We start from the raw sequence: 20,563 nt of genomic DNA, 5'->3' as shown, positions 1-20,563 counted from the left end.
CATGATGAACGCGCTTTCCACCGGCGTCACCGCCGCCCAGGCCCTTTCCGCCAAGATTACCGGCCTGCGCACGGTCGACCTGCGCTTCCCGACCAGCACGGCGCTCGACGGCTCCGACGCGATGAACCCGGACCCCGATTATTCGGCGGCCTATGTCATCCTGGAGACCGACGTGCCGGGCCTGGAAGGCCATGGCCTCACCTTCACGATCGGGCGCGGCAACGACATCTGCGTCGCGGCGATCGAGGCGATGCGCCATCTGGTGATCGGCCTCGACCTCGCCTGGATCGCCGAGGAGCCCGCGCGGATGTGGCGGCACCTGACCGGCGACAGCCAGCTGCGCTGGATCGGCCCAGACAAGGGCGCGATGCACCTCGCCACCGGCGCGGTGGTCAACGCGATCTGGGACCTCTGGGCCAAGGCCGAGGGCAAGCCGGTGTGGCGCCTCGTCGCCGACATGACGCCCGAACAGCTCGTCCGCGCGATCGACTTCCGCTACCTTACCGACGCGATCACGCCGGAGCAGGCGCTGGCGCTGCTCACCGAGCGTGCCGCCGGCAAGACCGAGCGCGTCGCCACGCTCGAGGCGAAGGGCTATCCCTGCTACACCACGTCCGCCGGTTGGTTGGGCTATCCCGACGAGAAGCTGCGGCGCCTCGCCCAGGAAGCGGTGGATGCCGGGTTCGACCATATCAAGCTCAAGGTTGGCCGCGACCTGGAAGACGATATCCGTCGCCTGCGCATCGCCCGCGAGGTGCTGGGCCCCGATCGCAAGCTGATGATAGACGCCAATCAGGTGTGGGAGGTCGGCCAGGCGATCGAGTGGGTCAACGCGCTCGCCTTCGCCAAGCCCTGGTTCATCGAGGAGCCGACCAGCCCCGACGACGTGCTGGGCCACAAGGCGATCCGCGACGGCATCGGCCAGGTGCAGGTCGCGACCGGCGAGATGTGCCAGAACCGCATCCTGTTCAAGCAGTTCATGGCCATCGGCGCGGTCGACGTGATCCAGCTCGACGCCTGCCGCATCGGCGGGGTGAACGAGGCGCTGGCGGTGCTGCTGCTCGCCGCGCGCTACAACCTGCCGGTGTGCCCGCACGCCGGCGGCGTGGGGCTGTGCGAATATGTCCAGCACCTGTCGATGATCGACTATCTGTGCTTCGCCGGCACGATGGAAGGCCGGGTGATCGAATATGTCGACCATCTCCACGAGCATTTCCTCGAGCCCTGCGTGATCCAGGACGCGGCGTACATGCCGCCGACCCGCCCGGGCTATTCGATCGAGATGAAGCCGGAAACGCTGGACGCCTATCGCTTCCGCGGATGAGGACGGGGGCTCCGTTGGCGGAGCCCCTGCTGCCTCTGGACACCCTGCCGAACAAGCCCAACAAGGGCATCGGACCCCAAGGAGAGGATTTATGGCCCGCACGGCCGCCCAACGCTACACTCCCGCCATCATCCTCACGGTGTCGCTGTTCTTCCTGTGGGGAATGGCGAACAACCTCAACGACATCCTGATAGCGCACTTCCGCCGCGCCTTCACGCTGAGCGATTTCGAAACCAGCTTCGTCCAGCAGGCCTTCTACATGGGCTATTTCCTGCTCGCGACGCCGGCGGCGATGCTGGCGCGGCGGCGGGGGTACAAGGCGGCGATCGTCACCGGGCTGACCCTCTACGCGATCGGCGCGCTGCTCTTCTATCCGGCGACGCATTTCGGCGAATATCGCTGGTTCCTCGCGGCGCTGTTCGTGATCGCCTGCGGCCTCGCCTTCCTCGAGACCTCGGCCAGCCCGCTGATCGCCGAGCTGGGCAGCCCCGAAGGCGCCGCGCGCCGGCTCAACTTCGCCCAGGCGGCCAACCCGCTGGGGACGATTTTCGGCGTACTGGTGGGGAAATACTTCATCCTCTCCAGCTTCGCGCAGGACGACAAGGCGCTGGCGGCGATGTCCGCCGCCGAGCGGACCGCGACGCTGCGCGGCGAACTCGCCTCGGTGCAGACGCCCTATCTGGTGATCGGCCTCGTCGTGCTCGCCTTCGCGATCGCCGCCGCGCTGATCGCCTTCCCGGACAACCGCAAGCAGGGCGACGCGCCCGCGGTGCCGACGGGCAAGGCGCTCGGCACCGTGCTGCGCGACCGGACCTTGGTGTTCGCGGTGGTGGCGCAGTTCTTCTATGTCGGCGCGCAGGTCGGGCTGTGGAGCTACACCATCCGCTACGCGCAGGTGAACCTGCCCGGCCTCACCGAGCAGGGCGCGGCCGACTATCTGTTCGCCAGCCTGGTGCTGTTCGGCGTGGGCCGCTTCGTCGGCGCGGCGCTGCTCGGCAAGGTGAAGGCGCCGCAACTGCTGGTGGTGTTCGCCGGACTGTCGGCGGCGCTGGCGGCGGTGGCGGTGTTCGTCGGCGGGACGACCGGGCTCTATGCGCTGGTAGCGGCAAGCTTCTTCATGTCGATCCAGTTCCCGACGATCTTCGCGATCGGCATCGGCGGGCTGGGCGCGCTGAAGCAGATCGGCGCCTCGCTGATCGTGATGGCGATCATCGGCGGCGCGGTGCTGACCGCGGCGATGGGGCACCTGTCCGACCTCGCGGGGATCAACATGGCGCTGCTGGTGCCGGCGGTGGCGTTCCTCGTGGTGCTGGGCTTCGGGGTGCGCGCGACGGGGACGGCGGGGGACGTGGAACTGGCGCCGGCGGGGCATTGAGAGCCTGAAAAGATCCTTCCCCGGAGGGGGAGGGGGACCGCCGCCGAAGGCGGTGGTGGAGGGGTGTCCCGGCCTGCGGCGGAGGCCCGCGCCCCCGTCGTCGACACCCCTCCGTCAGCCCTGCGGGCTGCCACCTCCCCTTGCAGGGGAGGATGCATGAAATGTCTTCTATGTCGCTAAGGACGAAGCCTGACCTTCGAACGGAAGACTGTCGAGATAGTCTTCGATATCCAATATCAACTGCGTCGCGCCTCGCAAATTCGCGGAGAAGCGGACCACCTCACCCGTCTGGAATATCAAGCGGTATTGCTCGGAGAGCTCACGCTTTTCCATCGAAACCAGTTCGGGAATTAAGAACATTCGCTCCTTACCCGTCCAGCTCCGTACGAGGATCATGCTCGATTTCCATTTAACGCGCCTGCCATATGCGATCCAAACTGGGTAGGCTCCGGCAATCGCAAATCCGATCAGTACCAATAGCGCAGAGAAATTTTGCTCCTGCGCGTCGGGCCGCGTCGGATCTGCGGTCAACAAGAAGGAGCCGGCGAGTACAACGAACGACGCACAGCCGAACAACATGAAGTAGACCAAGAATCCCGGCCTCAGCTGCTTCCACCCGCTTTCATCGCGTCGGACGCGCACTCGAACGTGCTGAGAAATCATGGTCGCTAGACCCACTGCCGCACCGATGATCAGGACTCTCGCCAAGACGCTCATTCTGCCCGCCCCTCACCCCACCAGCACCACATGCAGAAACCGCGGCCCATGCGCGCCGCGGACATAGGTGCCTTCGATGTCGGTCGTGCCGCTGACGCCCGTTACCCAGTAATGCGCGCGCGGCACTGCCCCGCTAGGCGCGGCCTCCTCCAGCCAGCGGACCAGACCGGCGACCTCCAGCACGACGATGTGCCGCAGCGCCAGGAAGTTGGGCAGCATCGGCGCTTGCGGCGAGGTCTCGAACACCAGCGAGCCCGTCTCCGCCACCCCGGCGCGGGCGAAGGCGAGCACCGCGCCGTCGTCGATCGGGCATTCCGCCAGGCGGGTAAGTCCGGTCCAGTCGAGCCCCGCCACCCGCGCATCGGGCGGCAGCCATAGCGACGGCGTCGCGCCCTCGGCGGCGAGATACCCCGCCACCGCCCCCGGCAAGTCCGCCAGCGACCCGATCCGCGCATGCGTCGCCGCCACGCTCGGCTGGGCGAGCTGCGCCAGGAAGCGCGCCACCAGATCCTCCGGCCCCGTCGGCCGCTCGCCCTCCTCGCCCGCGAGCAGGCTCGCCGCCTCCGCTGCCAGCACCACCGGGTCGCGCGCCGGCCCCAGCCGCGCCAGGATCGCGTCGCGCGCGCTCATCGTTCGCCCTTTCGATAGCGGTCCATGAAGCTCTCTGCCGCGGGTGCCGGAAAGTCGCGGCCGCCGGTCCAGCCGCCAGCCAGCGGCAGCTTCGCGATCCAGCCGCGCCCGGCCAGCCGCATCGCCCGGATCGCCCAGCGCACGCCCGTCCGGTAGAGCCATGGCCGCCGCGCCGCCCAGGCCCAGACCCCCAGCCCCTGGCGCAGGGTCACCGGCTCCAGCCCCTCGCGCCAGCTCTTCTCGCGCCAGCCGCGCAGCAAGGTCGGCAGGGGGATCGCGACCGGGCACACCTCCTGGCACTTGCCGTTCATCGTGCACGCGTTGGGCAGGTCGCGGCTCGCCGCCAGACCGTCGAGCGCAGGGGTCAGCACCGATCCCATCGGCCCCGGATAGGTGCCGCCATAGGCATGGCCGCCGATCTGCCGGAACACCACGCAGTGGTTCATGCACGCGCCGCAGCGGATGCAGCGGAGCATCTCCGCCAGCCCTTCGTCGCGCATCGCGCTGCGGCCATTGTCGACCAGCACGATGTGCATCTCCTCGGGCCCGTCACGGTCCCCGGTCCGCTTCGGCCCGGCATAGAAGGTGGTGTACTGGGTCAGCGCCGCGCCGGTCGCCGATCGGGCGAGCAGCCGCAGCAGATGCACCGCATGATCCATCGAGGGGACCAGCTTCTCGATCCCCGCCGTCACGATATGCACGCGCGGCGGCACCAGCGAGAGCTCGGCATTGCCCTCGTTGGTGACGGTGCAGACCTGCCCGCTATCCGCGATCAGGAAATTGGCGCCCGAGATGCCGACATCGGCGCCCAGCATCTCGCCCCGCAACTGCCGCCGCGCGCTCGCCGCCATCGCGGCGATGCTTTCCTCGACATGCGGCTCGCGGTGGCGGGCGTGGAACAGCTCGGAAACCTGCTCGCGCGTCTTATGCATCGCCGGCCAGATGATGTGCGAGGGGCGCTCGCCCGCGAGCTGGATGATGTGTTCGGCAAGGTCGGTCTCGACCCGGCCGATCCCTGCTGCCTCCAGCGCGTGCGGCAGGCCGATCTCCTCGCCGAGCATCGACTTGGAGCGGGCGACGCTCTTGGCGCCCGCCTTGCGACAGATCTCCACGACGATCGCGCAGGCCTCGTCGGCGGTCGCAGCCCAGTGAACGGTCGCGCCCGAAGCGGTTGCCTCCGCCTCGAACTGCACCAGATAGCTGCCCAGATTGGCGATCACATGGTCCTTGATCGCCGCCGCCCGCTCGCGCGCCGCCGCGAAGCTGGGCCAGGCGCCGATCGCAGCACCCCGCTTGGCCTCGGCCGTACCGGCGGTGCGCTCGACCGCGATCTTGAGCTGGCGGTCGGCGAGCGCGGCGTCGACCCGTGCGTCGAACGCCCGGCTCATTGCGCTTCCCCGATCGCCGGGCCGTCGGCCATGCCGGCCAGCACCTCGATGGTGTGGAAGGCGCGCACGTCCGCCCCGCGCCGGTGGAGCTTGCCCGCCATGTTCATCAGGCAGCCGAGATCGCCGGCGAGCAGCAGCCCCGCGCCCGTAGCCTCCACCGCCGCCGCCTTCTCGTCCGCGATGGCGTTGGAGATGGCCGGGTATTTCACGCAGAAGGTGCCGCCGAAGCCGCAGCACGTCTCCTCGCCGGCGAGCGGCACCAGGTCGAGCCCGTCGACCGCGCCGAGCAGCCGCCGCGGCTGCGCCTTGATGCCCAGTTCGCGAAGCCCCGAGCAGCTGTCGTGATAGGTCGCGGTCGCCGGCAGCGCCACGCCCTCGGGCCGCCAGCCGCGCGCGTCGAGCCAGGCGAGGATCTCCCAGGTCTTGCCCGCCACCGCTTCGGCGCGCACGGCCCATTCGGGATCGTCGGCGAGCAGTTCGGGATAATGGCAGCGGATCGTGCCCGCGCAGCTGCCCGACGGAACGACGATTGCCTCGTACGACTCCAGCATCGCCACGTTGCGCCGCGCGAAGTCGGTCGCGGTGGCGCGGTCGCCCGAGTTGAGCGCCGGCTGGCCGCAGCAGGTCTGTGCTTCCGGCACCACCACCGTGCAGCCGGCGTCCGCCAGCGCCCGCAGTGCCGCGAAGCCGATCCGCGGCCGCATCGCATCGACAAGGCAGGTAACGAACAGCGCGACGCGGGACGGCGGATCCTGGCTCATGCCGCCCCTTGGCATATTCTGGGAGCGCTTTCCAGAAAGCGCGCCGCTCAGCCTCTGGCGGCCTCGGCCTGCATGTCGGCGACCTCGCGCCGCAGCATCCGCAGCATCAGCGCCGCAGCGCGATCGGTATCCTCGGCGGGGCTCAGGAAGCGGTGCTGCATCAGGCCGAGTGCGGTCGCGGTGATAACGCCGGCCAGCGCCAGGCGCCGTTCGGCAAAGGCCTCACCCGGGATCAGCGCGGAGAGGGCGACCAGCATCGTGCTGCACACCTCTTCGCGCGTGCCCTCGAAGATCGCCCTGATGCGTTCGTTGCGGGCGGTTTCGGCAACGATTTCAGCAAACAGTGGGTCCGATTCGTCCGGCTCAGGGCGAACGAAGTCGGTAAGCCAGTTCCATACGAACTCCGGATCGCCGCTCTGGATGCCCGCGCTCAGCGACTCGGGCGCGAGGAAATCCATGCAGTCCACCTGCACGATCTCGGCAACGATCGCCTCTTTCGAAGAAAAATCACGATAAATTTGACCTACCGCAATGCCCGATTCCTTGGCGATCTGGGCGACGCCCGTCGCGTGAAAACCGTTCGCAATGAACAACCTGCGCGCCGCCGAGACGATTTTCTCGCGGCGCAACATGGCCTTTTCGCGGTGTGGAACTCCGCCTTCTTCCGTGGTTTCTGCCATCCAAGCCACCTATAGATTCGTCTTGACCGAGTCACTCGCTTCGCAGTAGCGGCGAATGTGAGCGAACGTTCACTCACATATATCACAACGGCAGGCTGAAGCATGACTTTTCTCCGTCACACCGCGCCGGCACTCGCGCTTGTCCTCGCCGCCTGTGGCGGCCAGCCCCAGCAGCAGGGCGCCGGAGGCCCCGGCGGCGCCGGCGGCCAGCAGGCAGCGCCCCCGCCGGTCTCCTATATCGTCGTCCAGCAGCAGGCCGTTCCGCTCAGCAGCGAACTGCCCGGTCGCCTGAGCCCCTATGAGAGCTCGGACGTGCGCCCACAGGTGAACGGCATCATCCTCGAACGGCTGTTCACCGAAGGCGACATGGTGCGCCAGGGCCAGCCGCTCTACCGGATCGATGCGGCGCCCTATCGCGCCTCGGTCGCGAGCGCCCGCGCGGCGCTCGGCCGCGCCCAGGCGGCGATCGCCTCCAGCGAGGCGCTGGCCCGCCGTTATGGCGAGCTCGCCAAGATCAACGCGATCTCGAAGCAGGATTACGAGAACGCCGTCACCAGCGCAGCCCAGGCACGCGCCGACGTCGCCGCGCAGAAGGCCGCGCTCGCCACCGCCGAGATCGACCTGGCCCGCACCACCATCCGCGCGCCGATCAGCGGCCGCATCGGCCGGTCGATCTACACCACCGGCGCGCTGGTCTCGGCCTCGCAGGCCAATGCGCTGACCACGATCCAGCGGCTCGACCCGATCTATGTCGACATCCAGCAGTCGAGCGCCGACGTGCTCAAGCTGCGCCAGGCGATCATGGCCGGGAAGGTCGCCCGGGACGGCAACGCCAAGGTGGCGCTGAAGCTCGAAGACGGCAACGACTATGGCCCGCAGGGCACGCTGCGCTTCGCCGACGTGACCGTCGACCAGACGACCGGCAGCCAGGTGATCCGCGCGCTGTTCCCCAATCCCAACGGCCTGCTGCTGCCGGGCATGTTCGTCCGCGCGCATCTGGTCGAAGGCACCCAGCAGAACGCGATGCTGGTGCCGCAGCGCGCGGTGAGCCGCGACGAGCGCGGCAACCCGATCGTGCTGGTCGTCGGTGCCCAGAACAAGATCGAGCCGCGGCCGATCCAGACGAGCCGCACCGCCGGCGACAGCTGGATCGTCACCGGCGGCGTGAAGCCGGGCGACAAGGTGATCGTCGAGGGCGCGATGATGCTGCGCCCGGGCATGCCGGTCACCCCGCAGCCCTGGGATCCCAACGCCAAGCCGGCCCAGGGCCAGCCGGGCGGCGCTGCTCCGGCTCAAGGGAAGTAAAACCCCATGTCCCGCTATTTCATCGATCGCCCCATCTTCGCATGGGTCATCGCGATCATCATCATGCTGGCCGGCATCCTTGCCATCCGCACGCTGCCGATCGCCCAGTTCCCCGCCATCGCGCCGCCCGCCGTCTCGATCACCGCCACCTATCCGGGGGCGGACGCCAAGACGCTGGAAAACACGACGACGCAGATCATCGAGCAGCAGATGAAGGGGATCGACCACCTTCGCTACTTCTCGTCCTCGTCCTCCTCGGCCGGCACGGTGACGATCACGCTCACCTTCGAGCAGGGCACCAACCCGGACATCGCCCAGGTGCAGGTGCAGAACAAGCTGCAGGCGGCCACCCCGCTCCTGCCGCAGGAAGTGCAGCAGCAGGGCATCCAGGTCGCCAAGGCCACCCAGAACTTCCTGGTGGTGATCGGCCTCTATTCGGAGGACGGGTCGCATAGCGGCACCGATCTCGCCGACTATGCCGTGTCCAAGCTGCAGGATCCGCTGTCGCGCGTGAACGGCGTGGGCGACACCCAGATCTTCGGCTCGCAATATGCGATGCGCGTCTGGGTCGATCCGGTAAAGCTCAACAAGTACGCGCTGACGATGGACGACGTGACCGCCGCCATCAAGGCGCAGAACGCGCAGGTCTCCGCCGGCCAGCTGGGCGCTCGCCCGGCGCCCAAGGAGCAGATGCTCAACGCCACCGTCTCGGTCCAGTCGCGCCTCACCACCCCCGACCAGTTCGCCCAGATCCGCCTGAAGAGCGGCACCGACGGCTCGGTCGTGCGGCTGGCCGATGTCGCCCGCGTCGAGATCGGCGCGGAGAGCTATGGCTTCGATTCGAAGTGGAACGGCAAGCCCGGCACCGGCATCGGCATCAAGCTCGCCCCCGGCGCCAACGCGCTGACCACGGTCGACCTGGTCAAGGCACGCGTCAACGAGATCGCCAAGACCTTCCCCGGCGACATCAAGGTCATCTATCCGTACGACACCACGCCGTTCGTCCGCCTGTCGGTCGAGCAGGTGGTCCACACGCTGATCGAAGCGGTGGTGCTCGTCTTCCTGGTGATGTTCCTGTTCCTGCAGAACTTCCGCGCCACGCTGATCCCGACGATCGCGGTGCCGGTGGTGCTGCTCGGCACCTTCGCGGTGATGGCGATCGCCGGCTATTCGATCAACACGCTCACCCTGTTCGGCATGGTGCTGGCGATCGGCCTGCTCGTCGACGACGCGATCGTCGTCGTCGAGAATGTCGAGCGCCTGATCGTCACCGAGCATCTCAGCCCGATCGACGCGGCGCGCAAGTCGATGGACGAGATCACCAGCGCGCTGGTCGGCGTCGCCCTGGTCCTGTCGGCGGTGTTCCTGCCGATGGCGTTCTTCGGCGGCTCGACCGGCGTGATCTACCGCCAGTTCTCGATCACGATCGTCTCGGCGATGGTGCTCTCGGTGTTCGTGGCGCTGGTGCTCACCCCGGCGCTGTGCGCCACCATCCTCAAGCCGCACGACCCCAACAAGCTGGAAGGCCATGGCCCGCTCGCGCGCTTCTTCCGCTGGTTCAACGAGAAGTTCGACAACGGCCAGCGCCGCTACGAAAAGGGCGTGCGCGCCACCGCGCGCAGCTGGAAGCGCTCGGGCCTCGTCTATCTGCTGATCATCGGGGGCATGGCCTTCCTGTTCCTGCGGCTGCCCGCCGGCTTCCTGCCGGAAGAGGACCAGGGCATCGCCATCGCGCTGGTCCAGGGACCGGCGGGCGCCACCTCGGCGCGCACCGACAAGGGTCTCGAACTCGTCCGCGACCACTTCCTCAAGCAGGAGGCGGGCAACGTCCAGGGCGTGTTCACGATCAACGGCTTCAGCTTTGCCGGCGCCGGCCAGAACAGCGGCCTGGTGTTCATCCCGCTCAAGGACTGGAAGGACCGCAAGGGCAGTGCGAATTCGGCGCAGTCGATGGTCGGCCGCGCGATGGGCGCCTTCTCGCAATATCGCGACGGCCTGATCTTCGCGATCACGCCGCCGGCGGTGCAGGAACTGGGCAACGCGACCGGCTTCGACCTGCAGCTGGTCGACACCGGCGGGATCGGCCATGAGCGCCTGCTCCAGGCCCGCAACATGATGCTGGGCATGGCGATGCAGGACCACCGCCTGGTCGGCGTGCGCCCGAACTCGCTGGAGGATGCACCGCAGCTCAAGGTCGACATCGACCAGGACAAGGCCAAGGCGCTCGGTCTCGACCTGTCTTCGGTGAACAGCACGATCGCGGCGGCCTGGGGCGGCGCCTATGTGAACGACTTCGTCGATCGCGGCCGCGTCAAGCGCGTCTATGTCCAGGCCGATGCCCCCTATCGCCTGGCCCCGGAGGACATCGCGAACCTCTATGTTCGCGGCGCGACCGGCACGATGACGCCGTTCACCGCCTTCTCCACGCTCAGCTGGGAACAGGCACCGGTGCAGCTGACCCGCTATAACGGCCTGCCGGCGATGGAAATCCTCGGTGCGCCGGCCCCCGGCGTGTCGACCGGCGACGCAATGGCGGCGATGGAGGCGATCCACGCCAAGCTGCCGCCGGGCACCCAGCTCGAATGGACGGGCCTCTCCTACGAGGAACGCCTGTCGGGCGGCCAGGCACCGTCGCTCTACGCGCTGTCGCTGCTGATCGTGTTCCTCTGCCTTGCCGCGCTCTACGAAAGCTGGTCGGTGCCGATCTCGGTCATCCTGGTGGTGCCGCTCGGCGTGGTCGGCGCGCTACTCGCGGCGAAGCTGACGGGGCTGAACAACGACATCTACCTGCAGGTCGGCCTGATCACCACGATCGGCGTGTCGGCGAAGAACGCGATCCTGATCGTCGAATTCGCCGAGGAACGGATGCGCGAGGGCATGAGCGCCTTCGACGCCGCGGTGGAAGCCGCCAAGCTCCGTCTGCGCCCGATCCTGATGACCAGCTTGGCCTTCATCTTCGGCGTGCTGCCGCTGGCGATCTCCACCGGCGCGGGCGCCGGCGGCCAGAACGCCATCGGCCGCTCGGTGGTGGGCGGCATGCTCTCCGCGACGATCCTCGCCATCTTCCTGGTGCCGATGTTCTTCGTGGTGGTGCGCAACCTGTTCGACCGCCGCCGCACCAAGGGCGATACGCCCCCCGCAACCACCCATGACGGCGGCGCTTCGGCGCCCCAGGGAGCCTGACGGCCGTGACCAACCGCTTCCCCCTGCTCCTCGCGCTCGCCGCGAGCACCGCGCTCTCGGCCTGTAACCTCGCCCCCAAGTACAGCCGGCCCGAGCCGGCGGTACCGGCGGCGCTGCCCCAGGGCGGCGTCTACCCGGCGGCCGCGACCGATGCGCCCGACATCAGCAAGATCGGCTGGCGCGACTTCTTCGTCGACGATCGCCTGCGCAAGGTGATCCAGCTCGGCCTGGACAACAACCAGGACCTGCGCCTCGCCGCCGCCAATGTGCTGCAGGCGCGGGCGACCTATCGCGGCCAGCGGGCGGACCTGTTTCCCGCGCTGGGCGTGAGCGGCACCGGCACCTACACCAACACGGCGCAGTTCGCCGCCAGCTCGGGCGGTGCCGCGGGTGCCGGTGGGGTGCAGGACGTGCAGAACTTCAGCGTCTCGGGCGGCATCACCTCGTTCGAGATCGATCTGTTCGGCCGGCTGCGGAACCTGAGCCGTGCGGCGCAGGAGCAATATTTCGCCAGCGGCGAGGCGCAGCGCTCCACCCGCATCACGCTGATCGGCGAGATCGCCAGCGCGTGGCTGACGCTCGCCTCGGACCGCGACCAGCTGGCGATCGCCCAGCGCACGCTGGAGGCCTATCGCCAGTCGCTCGAACTCACCCGCGCGCAGTTCCGCATCGGCACCGCCTCCGAGCTGGAGTCGCGCCAAGCCGAGACGAGCTACGAGTCCGCGCGAAACGACGTGGCGACGGCGCAGACCCGCATCGCGCAGGATATCAACGCGCTCCAGCTGCTCACCGGCGCGCCCGTGCCGGCCGAGCTGCTGCCGGACACGCTGGGCGACGGCAAGGCGACGATCGACGCGCTGCCGGGCAACGTGCCGTCCGAGGTGCTGCTCCGCCGACCGGACGTGCTCCAGGCCGAGCACCAGCTGATCGCGCAGAACGCCAATATCGGCGCGGCGCGCGCCGCCTTCTTCCCGCGCCTGTCGCTCACCGCCACCGGCGGCTCGATCGCCACCACGATCGGCAAGCTGTTCGGCTCGGGCACCGACACCTACACGGTGTCGCCCACCGCCTCGGTGAACATCTTCGATTTCGGGAAGAACAAGGCGAACCTCGATTACTACAAGGCCGCGCGCGAGGGCGCGGTGGCGAGCTACCAGAAGGCGATCCAGACCGCGTTCCGCGAAGTCTCCGACGCCTTGGCCCAACGCGGGACGATCGACGAGCAGGTACGTGCGCAGACCGCGCGTGCCCAGGCCGCCGACGTGGCCGCCCGCCTGTCCGACGCACGCTACCGGGCGGGGGTGGATTCCTTCCTTACCGCGCTGGATTCGCAGCGTAGTGCCTATGCCGCCGAACAACAGCTGGTCACCACCCGGCTCAGCCGCGCGAGCAATCTGGTCACCCTGTATAGAACCTTAGGTGGCGGGCTCGAGTGAGCCCTTGCCAGCTGCAAAAATCCGCATACTCTCTGGATCCAATAGGAACGGAGAGGTGCGGTGATGCAGAACGAATCGCAACCGGTGGAAATGCCCCAGGTCCAGGCCGGGGATGAGACGCTGATCATCCTGGAAAGCCTGCTCTGCGTGATGCGCGAGAAGAACCTGCTGACGCGGCAGGATATCGAGCTTCTCTGCCAGAAGGTCGATCGCCGCGCGGCGGGCATCAGCAAGAACCCGCTGCCCTGCTGCCCGGAAAAGGCGGAGAATGCGAAGAACTATCTCCACCGCCTCAGCGCCTATATCGGCCAGCGCTATGGCGGGAAGCATCTCCGCCGGGTGAGCTGAAGCGGGGTAGCTTCAAGCAACTGTCATCCCGTCGAAAGCCGGGATCCAGTCGCCTCTCGATCACAGCAAAAGCCGGTAGCTAGCGCCAATGGATCCCGGCTTTCGCCGGGATGACGTGGGCAAAATGAACCCGTCGCGATCAGCCGCCGGAATGACCCGTCGCTAGATCGCCTCGACGTCGAGGATCTCGATCGCTTCGGCCTTGCCGCCGAAATCTACCCGCTCGCCTTCTTCCGCGCCGAGCAGCGCGTGGGCCAGTGGCGCCTGAAAGGCCAGCCGATCGGCCGCCGGATCGGCCTCGTCATGGCCGACGATCTCGATCACCCGTTCGCGCCCGTTCAGCTTGATCCGCACTCGCGCGCCGATGCCGGCCACGCCGTCCTCGGGTCGAGGCGCGACCTGCGCGGTGGCGCGGCGGGTGTTCCAGTAACGCAGCTCGCGCTTCAGCCCCTCGCGCGCGTCTTCCTCGCCCTCGGCCTCCATCGCCGCTTCCAGCGCGGCGATCTTGCCCGCGATCAGCGCCGGCCCCGCCGCCGTGACCAGATTGGGTCCCGGCGGCAGCGGCAGCTCGAACTTCGGTTCCTTGTGTTCCTCGTCGCTTTCGCGGCGGAAGGCGACGCTCATCGCTGGGGAAGATCCTCAAGCGTGGACGAAACCTTCCACAGGTCGATCGCGCCTTCGGTGGCGTGGGTGTCGATCTCGGCCAGTTCCTCGGCGGTGAAGCTGAGGTTCTTCACCGCGTCGAGCGAATCGTCGAGCTGCTGCACCGTCCGTGCGCCGACCAGCGCCGAGGTGACACGGCGGTCGCGCAGCACCCAGGCGATCGCCATCTGGGCCAGCGTCTGGCCGCGCTTCTCGGCGATCGCGTTGAGCGCGCGGATGCGGGCGATGTTCTCGTCCGAGAGCAGCCGGGTGTCGAGCGAGGTATCGCCCTTCGCCGCGCGGGCATCCTCCGGCACGCCGTTGAGGTACTTGCGGGTCAGCATGCCCTGCGCCAGCGGCGAGAAGGCGATGCAGCCGGTGCCGAGATCTTCCAGCGTGTCGAGCAGGCTATCCTCCACCCAGCGGTTGAGCATCGAATAGCTCGGCTGGTGGATCAGCAGCGGCACCTTGTAGTCGGCGAGGATCGCCGCGGCCTGGCGGGTCAGCTCGGGCGAATAGCTGGAGATGCCGACATAGAGCGCCTTGCCCTGGCGGTGGATCTGGGCGAGCGCGCCCATCGTCTCCTCCAGCGGCGTCTTGGGGTCGACGCGGTGCGAGTAGAAGATGTCGACATAGTCGAGCCCCATCCGCTTGAGGCTCTGGTCGCACGAGGCGATCAGATATTTCTTGCTGCCGCCGACGTCGCCATAGGGCCCGGGCCACATGTCCCAGCCCGCCTTGGTCGAGATGATCAGCTCGTCGCGGTGGCTCACGAAATCGGTCGCCAGCACGCGGCCGAAATTCTCCTCGGCCGAGCCATAGGGCGGGCCGTAATTGTTCGCGAGATCGAAGTGCGTCACGCCACGATCGAACGCCCGGCGCAGCATCGCGCGGGCATTTTCGAACACGTCGGTGCCGCCGAAATTCTGCCACAGCCCCAGGCTGATCGCCGGCAGGTCGAGCCCGCTCACGCCGCAGCGGCGATAGGGCATGCGGCCGTCATAACGATCGGCATCGGCGTGCCAGGGCTGGGGATAGGGCATCATCTCTCTCCATGGGGAAGGCTTGGTCGAACGCGCCTATACGCAGCGCGGATCCCGCACGAAACACCCTGCGAGCCCAACAATGGCAAGCCGACCCCAAGGACAGCTATCTTGTCGTACCGGCGCTTGCCCGGTAACGCGGGCGGCCATGCAGTATAACAGCACCCGCGGCGGCGCGCCCTTGCTGGGCTTCCGCGACGTCACCCTCACCGGCCTTGCCAGCGACGGCGGCCTCTACGTCCCGACCGAATGGCCGAGCTTCTCGGCCGCGGACATCGCCGCGATGCGCGGCCTCTCCTATGTCGAGACGGCGGTGCGCGTCATGCTGCCCTTCGTCACGCCGGATCTTTCGGAAGACGAGCTCCGCCAGCTGTGCACCCAGGCCTATGGCCGCTTCTCGCACGCCGCGGTGACCCCGCTGGTCCAGATCGACCAGCAGCACTGGCTGCTCGAGCTGTTCCACGGCCCCACCCTCGCCTTCAAGGACGTGGCGCTGCAGCTGCTGGGCCTGCTGTTCGAGAAGTTCCTGGCCGGCACCGACCAGCATTTGACCATCGTCGGCGCCACCTCGGGCGATACCGGCAGCGCGGCGATCGACGCAGTGGCAGGGCGCATCGGCGTCGACATCTTCATGCTGCACCCCAAGGGCCGAGTGTCCGACGTCCAGCGCCGCCAGATGACCACGGTGCTCGCCCCCAACGTCCACAATATCGCGATCGAGGGCAGCTTCGACGACGCCCAGGCGCTGGTGAAGGCGATGTTCAACGATGCGGCCTTTTCCGGCCGCTTCCAGCTGAGCGCGGTCAATTCGATCAACTGGGCCCGGCTGATGGCGCAGGTGGTCTATTATTTCTACGCCGCGGTCCGCCTCGGTGCGCCCGAGCGGGCGATCGCCTTCTCGGTGCCGACCGGCAATTTCGGCGACGTCTTCGCCGGCTATGTCGCCGCGCGCATGGGGCTGCCGGTGGCCAAGCTGGTGGTGGCGACCAACGTCAACGACATCCTCCACCGCGCGCTGTCGGCGGGCGATTATTCGGCGGGCACCGTGACGCCAACTGCCGCACCGTCGATGGACATCCAGGTCAGCTCCAACTTCGAGCGGCTGCTGTTCGATCTGGCCGGCGCGCCGATCGCCGAGCAGATGCGCGGTTTTGAGAGCACCCGCGCGATGCAGCTCACCAACGCGCAGCGCGAAGGCGCCTCGAAGCTGTTCACCAGCGACGCGATCGATGCCGACGGCATGAACGAGGCGATGCGCTGGGCCTGCGCCGAGGCGGGCCAGGTGATCGATCCGCACACCGCGATCGGCCTCGCCGCCGCGCAGCGCGCCGGCCTGCCTGCCGACGTGCCGGTGGTGACCCTCGCCACCGCCCACCCCGCCAAGTTCCGCGACGCGGTCGAGCGCGCCACCGGCATGCGCCCGCAGGTGCCCAGCCGCGTCGGCGACCTGTTCGAGCGCCAGGAGCGCTACGACACCCTCCCCGCCGAGTTCGGCGCGATCACCGGCTATATCGCCGAGCGGGCGCACGCCCGCCCATGAAGCTCGTCACCCTCACCGGCGAGCCCTGGGGCGAGTACGGGCTGGTCGATTCCGGCCATGGGCGGAAGCTGGAGCGCTACGGCGCCTATCGCTTCATCCGCCCGGAGCCGCAGGCGATGTGGGCGCCGGCGTCCGCCGACTGGGATGCGCATGCCGAATTCGTCCCCGGCTCGGACGAGGATGGCGGCGGCCGCTGGGAGTATCTGAAGCCCACCCCGCGCGAGGGCTGGCCGCTGGCGTGGCGCGAGGTGCGCTTCACCGCGCAGACCACGCCCTTCCGCCACCTCGGCTTCTTCCCGGACATGGCGCCGGTATGGGACTGGATGCGCGGCCGGATCGAAGGGCTCGCCGAGCCCGAGTGCATGAACCTGTTCGGCTATACCGGCGTCGGCTCGCTGGCGCTGGCCGCGGCAGGCGCCAAGGTCACCCATGTCGATGCCTCCAAGAAGTCGGTGATGGAGGGCAAGGCCAACGCGCAGCTCTCGGGCATGGGCGACAAGCCGATCCGCTGGATGATCGACGATGCGATGAAATTCACCGCGCGCGAGGTGCGCCGGGGCCGCCGCTATGACGGCATCATCCTCGATCCGCCCAAATGGGGCCGCGGCCCCAATGGGGAGGTGTGGAAGCTGGAAGAAGGCCTGCCCGGCCTGATCGACGATGTGGCGAAGCTGCTCGACGCGAATTCGCGCTTCCTGTTCCTCACTGTCTATGCGGTGCGGATGTCGGCGCTGGCGATCGGCGAACTGGTCCGCCAGGCGATGGCCGGCAAGGGCGGCACGGTGGAGGCCGGCGAACTTACCGTGCGCGAAGAGGCGCGCGGGCTGGAACTGCCCACCGCCATCTTCGCGCGCTGGAGCCGCTGACGCTCCGCTACCCATGAAGCCGTCATCCCGGCGAACGCCGGGATCCATTGCGGTCTGCGTCGCGGTTCTTGCCGAGACGGAAGGGCGACTGGATCCCGGCGTTCGCCGGGATGACGGTTGAGGTCAGCCGGCGAGAAACGTCGCCAGCGCCCGCTCGAACGCTTCGGGCTGGTCGAGCATGACGAAGTGGCCGCTATCCCCCACGCCCTGGAAGGTTACCTTGGGCGCGCCGGCATATTGGCTGCGGTAGAAGCCGAGCGTCGCCGCCTCGCCGCGCCCGGCAGTCCACGGCACCAGCACGGTGACCGGCGTGGCGATCTTCGGCAGGTCCGCGCGCAGATCGGTCTGCATGTCCTCGTAGATCGCCTGGCCGCTCACCCGCATGTCGGCTTGCGTGGTCCAGCCCGCGACCTTTTCGCGCGCGGCGGGGGTCAGCGCCATTTGCTGCGCGAGGATCTGGGCGATCTGCGCGGGGAAGGGCTTACCGTAAAAGCTGTTCAGCTGCGCGCGCATCATCTCGGCCTGCGGCTTGATCGATTCCACGGTTGCAGCGGGGGCGAGGACGACGCTGTAGAAGGGCAGCGCATCGACGATCAGCGCCTTCTTCACGTCCTCCGGGTGGGCCTTCGCCAGCATCAGCGAGACCAGCCCGCCCATCGAGTGGCCGACCACCGGCACCGCGCCCAGCTTGGCGCCGGTGATCAGCGTGTGAAGATCGCCGACGATCCCGTCGAGGATGCCCGGCTGCAGATTGCCGCGCGGATCGTCCCCGCCGAAGCCGTTGACCTGCACCACATAGACGCGGTGGTTCTTCGCAAGCTCCGGCACCACCCCGTCCCAGGTCGCGCGCGGGCTGGACAGGCCGGGGATCAGGATCACCGGGCTGCCGCGCCCGACGACCTGTACCGAGATATGGTCCATCTGCGTCAGCCTATCCGCAGCGGCGGCAACCGGCGCCAGCGCGCCATGGCTATGCCCGGAGGCATTGGCGACGGCGATCGCCACGGCCATGGCGAGCCAGCGGGTGGTGGAAACGCGGGACGCGGCAAAGCAAAGGGCGTGCATCATTGGTCCTGCTCCTTGGCGGGATTGACGAAGATATCCTCGATCGCGAGGCCGAACAAATCGGCGATCTTGAAGGCGAGCGGCAGCGAGGGATCGTAGCGGCCGGTCTCGATCGCATTGACGCTCTGGCGCGAGACCTCGAGCCGTTCGGCGAGATCCTGCTGGCTCCACGCGCGTTCGGCGCGGAGCACGCGGAGGCGGTTGTTCATGCCTCGCCTCCCGAGCCGTCGCGCAGATGGACCAGCCCCTGGCAGACGCCGAGCCCCGCGGCCCAGAGCGGAAACGCCCCCCATAGCGGGAAGCGCCCGACCACGCCGCCCTCTTCGAGAAAGCCCCACACCGTCGTGAACGCCAGCAGGATGCCGAGCCCGCCGATCGCGGCGATGGCGTTGCGACTGCGCAGATATTCGTCCTTCTCCTCGATCAGATACAGGCCGATCGCGGCAATGGCGGCAAGCAGCGGCAATGCGGGTGCCAGCGCCAGCGCGAACAGGCCGAGGCCCTCGGGATGCCACCAGCGCGACGCCAGTCCCGACCCGACGATGACAACGGAATAGACGCCCATCGCCGGCAGGAACCGCCACATGTACCGGCGCTGGGCTGCGTTCATCGTACCACACGCCATGTAAAGCCTCCTTGCGAATCAGACAAGCAAGCTTTACGTCAACCTCGCTTTACATGTCAAGCGAGGTTGACAGGCGTGCGCTTCAATCCTCCCCTGGAAGGGGAGGTGCCGCGCAGCGGCGGAGGGGTGAAAACGACGAAGGGGCGCCCCCGGCCTTCGACCGGGGACACCCCTCCGTCGCGCTGCGCGCGCCACCTCCCCTGCAAGGGGAGGATCAGCTGGAAAGCCGCGCCACCATGTCCTCGGCGAGCTGGCTCAGCGTATCGTCGCGCGCGCCCATCACCACGATGCGGTCGCCGGGACGGGCCTGCGCCACCAGATGCGCCGCCGCCGCCTCGCGGCCGGGGATGTGGATCGCCTGCGCACCGGTCGCCGCGACATCGGTGACGATGTCGGCGCTGGTCACCTCGCGGGCGACGGTGCCGCCGTGATAGACCGGGTCCGGCAGCACCAGCAGGTCCTCGGCGCCCAGCTTGGTCGCGAACATCGCGACCAGCTCGCGCCGCATCACCTTGAGCGGGCCATAGCCGTGCGGCTGGAACAAGAGCAGCAACCGCCCCGGAAACGCGTGCAGCGTATCCAGCGTCGCGGCGATCTTGTCGGGGTTGTGCCCGAAATCGTCGATCACCGACACGCCGCCGGCCGTGCCGACCAGCTCGAACCGCCGCCGCAGCCCGGTAAAGCCCTCCACGGCCGCGCACGCCTCCTCCAGCGACACCCCCGCCGCCGTCGTCGCGCCGATCGCCGCCAGCGCATTGGCGACATTGTGCCGCCCCGGCACCTGCAGCCGCACCCGCCGCACGGTCTCGCCCGTCACAAGATCAAAGCCGATCGCAAAGGCCTCCGGCGCCAGGTTGCGCGCCATCAGGTCCGCCTCGCCCTCCACCGCGAAGGTCAGCGTCCTGCCCCGATCCAGCCCCGCCGCCAGCGCCGCGCTCTCGGCATCGCCGACATTGACGACGGTCGTCGCCGCCTTGCCCGCGAACGCCCCGAACAGCAGCCGCAATTCCTCGAGCGACTTGTGATCGAGGCTGACATTGTTGAGCACCGCGATCCGCGGCCAGTAATTGGCGATCGAGCCGTCGCTCTCGTCCACCTCGCTGACGAACGCGTCCCCCGCCCCCACCAGCGCGCTGGCGAAGGGCGCGTCGGGCCCCGCGAAATTCTTCATCACCGCGCCGTTCATCACCGTGGGGTCGCGCCCGCAGGCGTGGAGGATCCAGCCGATCATCCCCGTCACGGTCGACTTGCCGCTGGTCCCCGCCACGCCGATCGGCAGCGGCGAGGCGTTGAACAGGCTCGCCAGCAGCTCGGCCCGCGACATCCGCGCGCAGCCGAGTTCCGCCGCGCGCACCATGTCCGGCACGCTCGGCTCGATCGCGGCGGAGGCGACCACCACCTGCTCGGCGGATTGCACGCCGCTGCCGTCCTGCGGGAACAGCTCCACCCCGCGCGAGCGGAGCCAGTCGAACTTGGACGCCAGCCGCCCGCCATCCAGGCTGCGGTCCGAACCCGAGACCCGGGCGCCCCGGCCGGCGAGGATCATCGCCAGCGGCATCATCCCCGAACCGCCGATCCCTACGAAGAAGGTTGCTTTGCCATGCTGCATGGGCACGCTATCGGCAATTCGAGGAG

General features: G+C 68.4%; 19 protein-coding genes. 8 read left to right on the top strand and 11 right to left on the bottom strand.

Going from position 1 to position 20,563, the window contains the following annotated elements; translation table 11 throughout:
- The first annotated feature begins 1 nt into the window (after position 1).
- Together QZ814_RS13930 and fucP are read left to right on the top strand one after the other, a co-directional pair.
- Complete coding sequence (locus QZ814_RS13930) at positions 2-1,324, top strand: L-fuconate dehydratase (RefSeq protein WP_294333256.1); 1,323 nt, start codon at positions 2-4, stop codon at positions 1,322-1,324.
- Positions 1,325-1,415: 91 nt separating this feature from the next.
- Positions 1,416-2,699 (top strand): L-fucose:H+ symporter permease, encoded by a 1,284-nt coding sequence (gene fucP, locus QZ814_RS13925; protein WP_294333252.1) that lies wholly within the window; start codon positions 1,416-1,418, stop codon positions 2,697-2,699.
- Positions 2,700-2,867: 168 nt separating this feature from the next.
- Here fucP and QZ814_RS13920 read toward each other — a convergent pair whose 3' ends face one another.
- Genes QZ814_RS13920 through QZ814_RS13900 form a run of 5 tightly spaced genes read right to left on the bottom strand, consistent with a single transcriptional unit; the run spans position 2,868 to position 6,875 of the window.
- Entirely contained in the window at positions 2,868-3,416 is a 549-nt protein-coding gene (locus QZ814_RS13920) for a hypothetical protein (protein WP_294333248.1), read from the bottom strand.
- 12 nt (positions 3,417-3,428) lie between these two features.
- Complete coding sequence (locus tag QZ814_RS13915; protein ID WP_294333245.1) at positions 3,429-4,046, bottom strand: LUD domain-containing protein; 618 nt, start codon at positions 4,044-4,046, stop codon at positions 3,429-3,431.
- Positions 4,043-5,434, bottom strand: coding sequence for a lactate utilization protein B (locus QZ814_RS13910; protein WP_294333243.1), 1,392 nt, complete (start codon positions 5,432-5,434; stop codon positions 4,043-4,045). The genes QZ814_RS13915 and QZ814_RS13910 overlap by 4 nt, the downstream gene beginning before the upstream one ends.
- Positions 5,431-6,195 carry a (Fe-S)-binding protein gene (locus tag QZ814_RS13905; RefSeq protein WP_294333240.1) on the bottom strand — a complete coding sequence of 255 codons (765 nt, stop codon included), beginning with the start codon at positions 6,193-6,195 and terminating at the stop codon, positions 5,431-5,433. The genes QZ814_RS13910 and QZ814_RS13905 overlap by 4 nt, the downstream gene beginning before the upstream one ends.
- A 47-nt stretch (positions 6,196-6,242) precedes the next feature.
- A complete protein-coding gene (locus QZ814_RS13900; protein WP_294333239.1) occupies positions 6,243-6,875 on the bottom strand; it encodes a TetR/AcrR family transcriptional regulator in 633 nt (210 codons plus the stop codon).
- A 102-nt stretch (positions 6,876-6,977) separates the two neighbouring features.
- Between QZ814_RS13900 and QZ814_RS13895 the strand changes: the two genes are divergently transcribed.
- The 4 genes from QZ814_RS13895 (at position 6,978) to QZ814_RS13880 (ending at position 13,147) form a co-directional block, all read left to right on the top strand.
- Positions 6,978-8,180, top strand: a complete 1,203-nt coding sequence (locus tag QZ814_RS13895; protein ID WP_294333237.1) for an efflux RND transporter periplasmic adaptor subunit — start codon at positions 6,978-6,980, stop codon at positions 8,178-8,180.
- A gap of 6 nt (positions 8,181-8,186) precedes the next feature.
- Positions 8,187-11,363, top strand: a complete 3,177-nt coding sequence (locus QZ814_RS13890; protein WP_294333235.1) for an efflux RND transporter permease subunit — start codon at positions 8,187-8,189, stop codon at positions 11,361-11,363.
- A gap of 5 nt (positions 11,364-11,368) precedes the next feature.
- Complete coding sequence (locus QZ814_RS13885; protein ID WP_294333232.1) at positions 11,369-12,799, top strand: efflux transporter outer membrane subunit; 1,431 nt, start codon at positions 11,369-11,371, stop codon at positions 12,797-12,799.
- A 63-nt stretch (positions 12,800-12,862) separates the two neighbouring features.
- Complete coding sequence (locus QZ814_RS13880; protein WP_294333229.1) at positions 12,863-13,147, top strand: hypothetical protein; 285 nt, start codon at positions 12,863-12,865, stop codon at positions 13,145-13,147.
- 162 nt (positions 13,148-13,309) lie between these two features.
- Here QZ814_RS13880 and QZ814_RS13875 read toward each other — a convergent pair whose 3' ends face one another.
- Both QZ814_RS13875 and mgrA read right to left on the bottom strand, forming a co-directional pair.
- On the bottom strand, positions 13,310-13,771 hold the full coding sequence (locus QZ814_RS13875; protein WP_294333226.1) for a GreA/GreB family elongation factor: 462 nt from the start codon (positions 13,769-13,771) through the stop codon (positions 13,310-13,312).
- A complete protein-coding gene (gene mgrA, locus QZ814_RS13870; RefSeq protein ID WP_294333379.1) occupies positions 13,768-14,832 on the bottom strand; it encodes an L-glyceraldehyde 3-phosphate reductase in 1,065 nt (354 codons plus the stop codon). The genes QZ814_RS13875 and mgrA overlap by 4 nt, the downstream gene beginning before the upstream one ends.
- A 148-nt stretch (positions 14,833-14,980) precedes the next feature.
- On the opposite strand from mgrA, the gene thrC reads away from it, so the two are divergent.
- Both thrC and QZ814_RS13860 read left to right on the top strand, forming a co-directional pair.
- Positions 14,981-16,372, top strand: coding sequence for a threonine synthase (thrC, locus tag QZ814_RS13865; protein ID WP_294333220.1), 1,392 nt, complete (start codon positions 14,981-14,983; stop codon positions 16,370-16,372).
- Positions 16,369-17,238, top strand: a complete 870-nt coding sequence (locus tag QZ814_RS13860; RefSeq protein WP_294333218.1) for a class I SAM-dependent methyltransferase — start codon at positions 16,369-16,371, stop codon at positions 17,236-17,238. Before thrC ends, QZ814_RS13860 begins: the two co-directional genes overlap by 4 nt.
- Positions 17,239-17,361: 123 nt before the next feature.
- On the opposite strand, the gene QZ814_RS13855 is transcribed toward QZ814_RS13860, so the two are convergent.
- The 4 genes from QZ814_RS13855 to QZ814_RS13840 form a co-directional block, all read right to left on the bottom strand.
- Positions 17,362-18,306, bottom strand: coding sequence for an alpha/beta hydrolase (locus tag QZ814_RS13855; RefSeq protein ID WP_294333216.1), 945 nt, complete (start codon positions 18,304-18,306; stop codon positions 17,362-17,364).
- Positions 18,303-18,512, bottom strand: coding sequence for a helix-turn-helix transcriptional regulator (locus QZ814_RS13850; protein WP_010544494.1), 210 nt, complete (start codon positions 18,510-18,512; stop codon positions 18,303-18,305). The genes QZ814_RS13855 and QZ814_RS13850 overlap by 4 nt, the downstream gene beginning before the upstream one ends.
- Complete coding sequence (locus tag QZ814_RS13845; RefSeq protein WP_294333213.1) at positions 18,509-18,928, bottom strand: hypothetical protein; 420 nt, start codon at positions 18,926-18,928, stop codon at positions 18,509-18,511. Before QZ814_RS13845 ends, QZ814_RS13850 begins: the two co-directional genes overlap by 4 nt.
- A gap of 214 nt (positions 18,929-19,142) precedes the next feature.
- Complete coding sequence (locus QZ814_RS13840) at positions 19,143-20,537, bottom strand: Mur ligase family protein (protein ID WP_294333211.1); 1,395 nt, start codon at positions 20,535-20,537, stop codon at positions 19,143-19,145.
- Positions 20,538-20,563 lie beyond the last annotated feature (26 nt).

Origin of the sequence: uncultured Sphingomonas sp., assembly GCF_913777625.1 — a bacterium.
Lineage (GTDB): Bacteria > Pseudomonadota > Alphaproteobacteria > Sphingomonadales > Sphingomonadaceae > Sphingomonas.
This window is presented reverse-complemented; position numbering and strand designations above follow the sequence as displayed.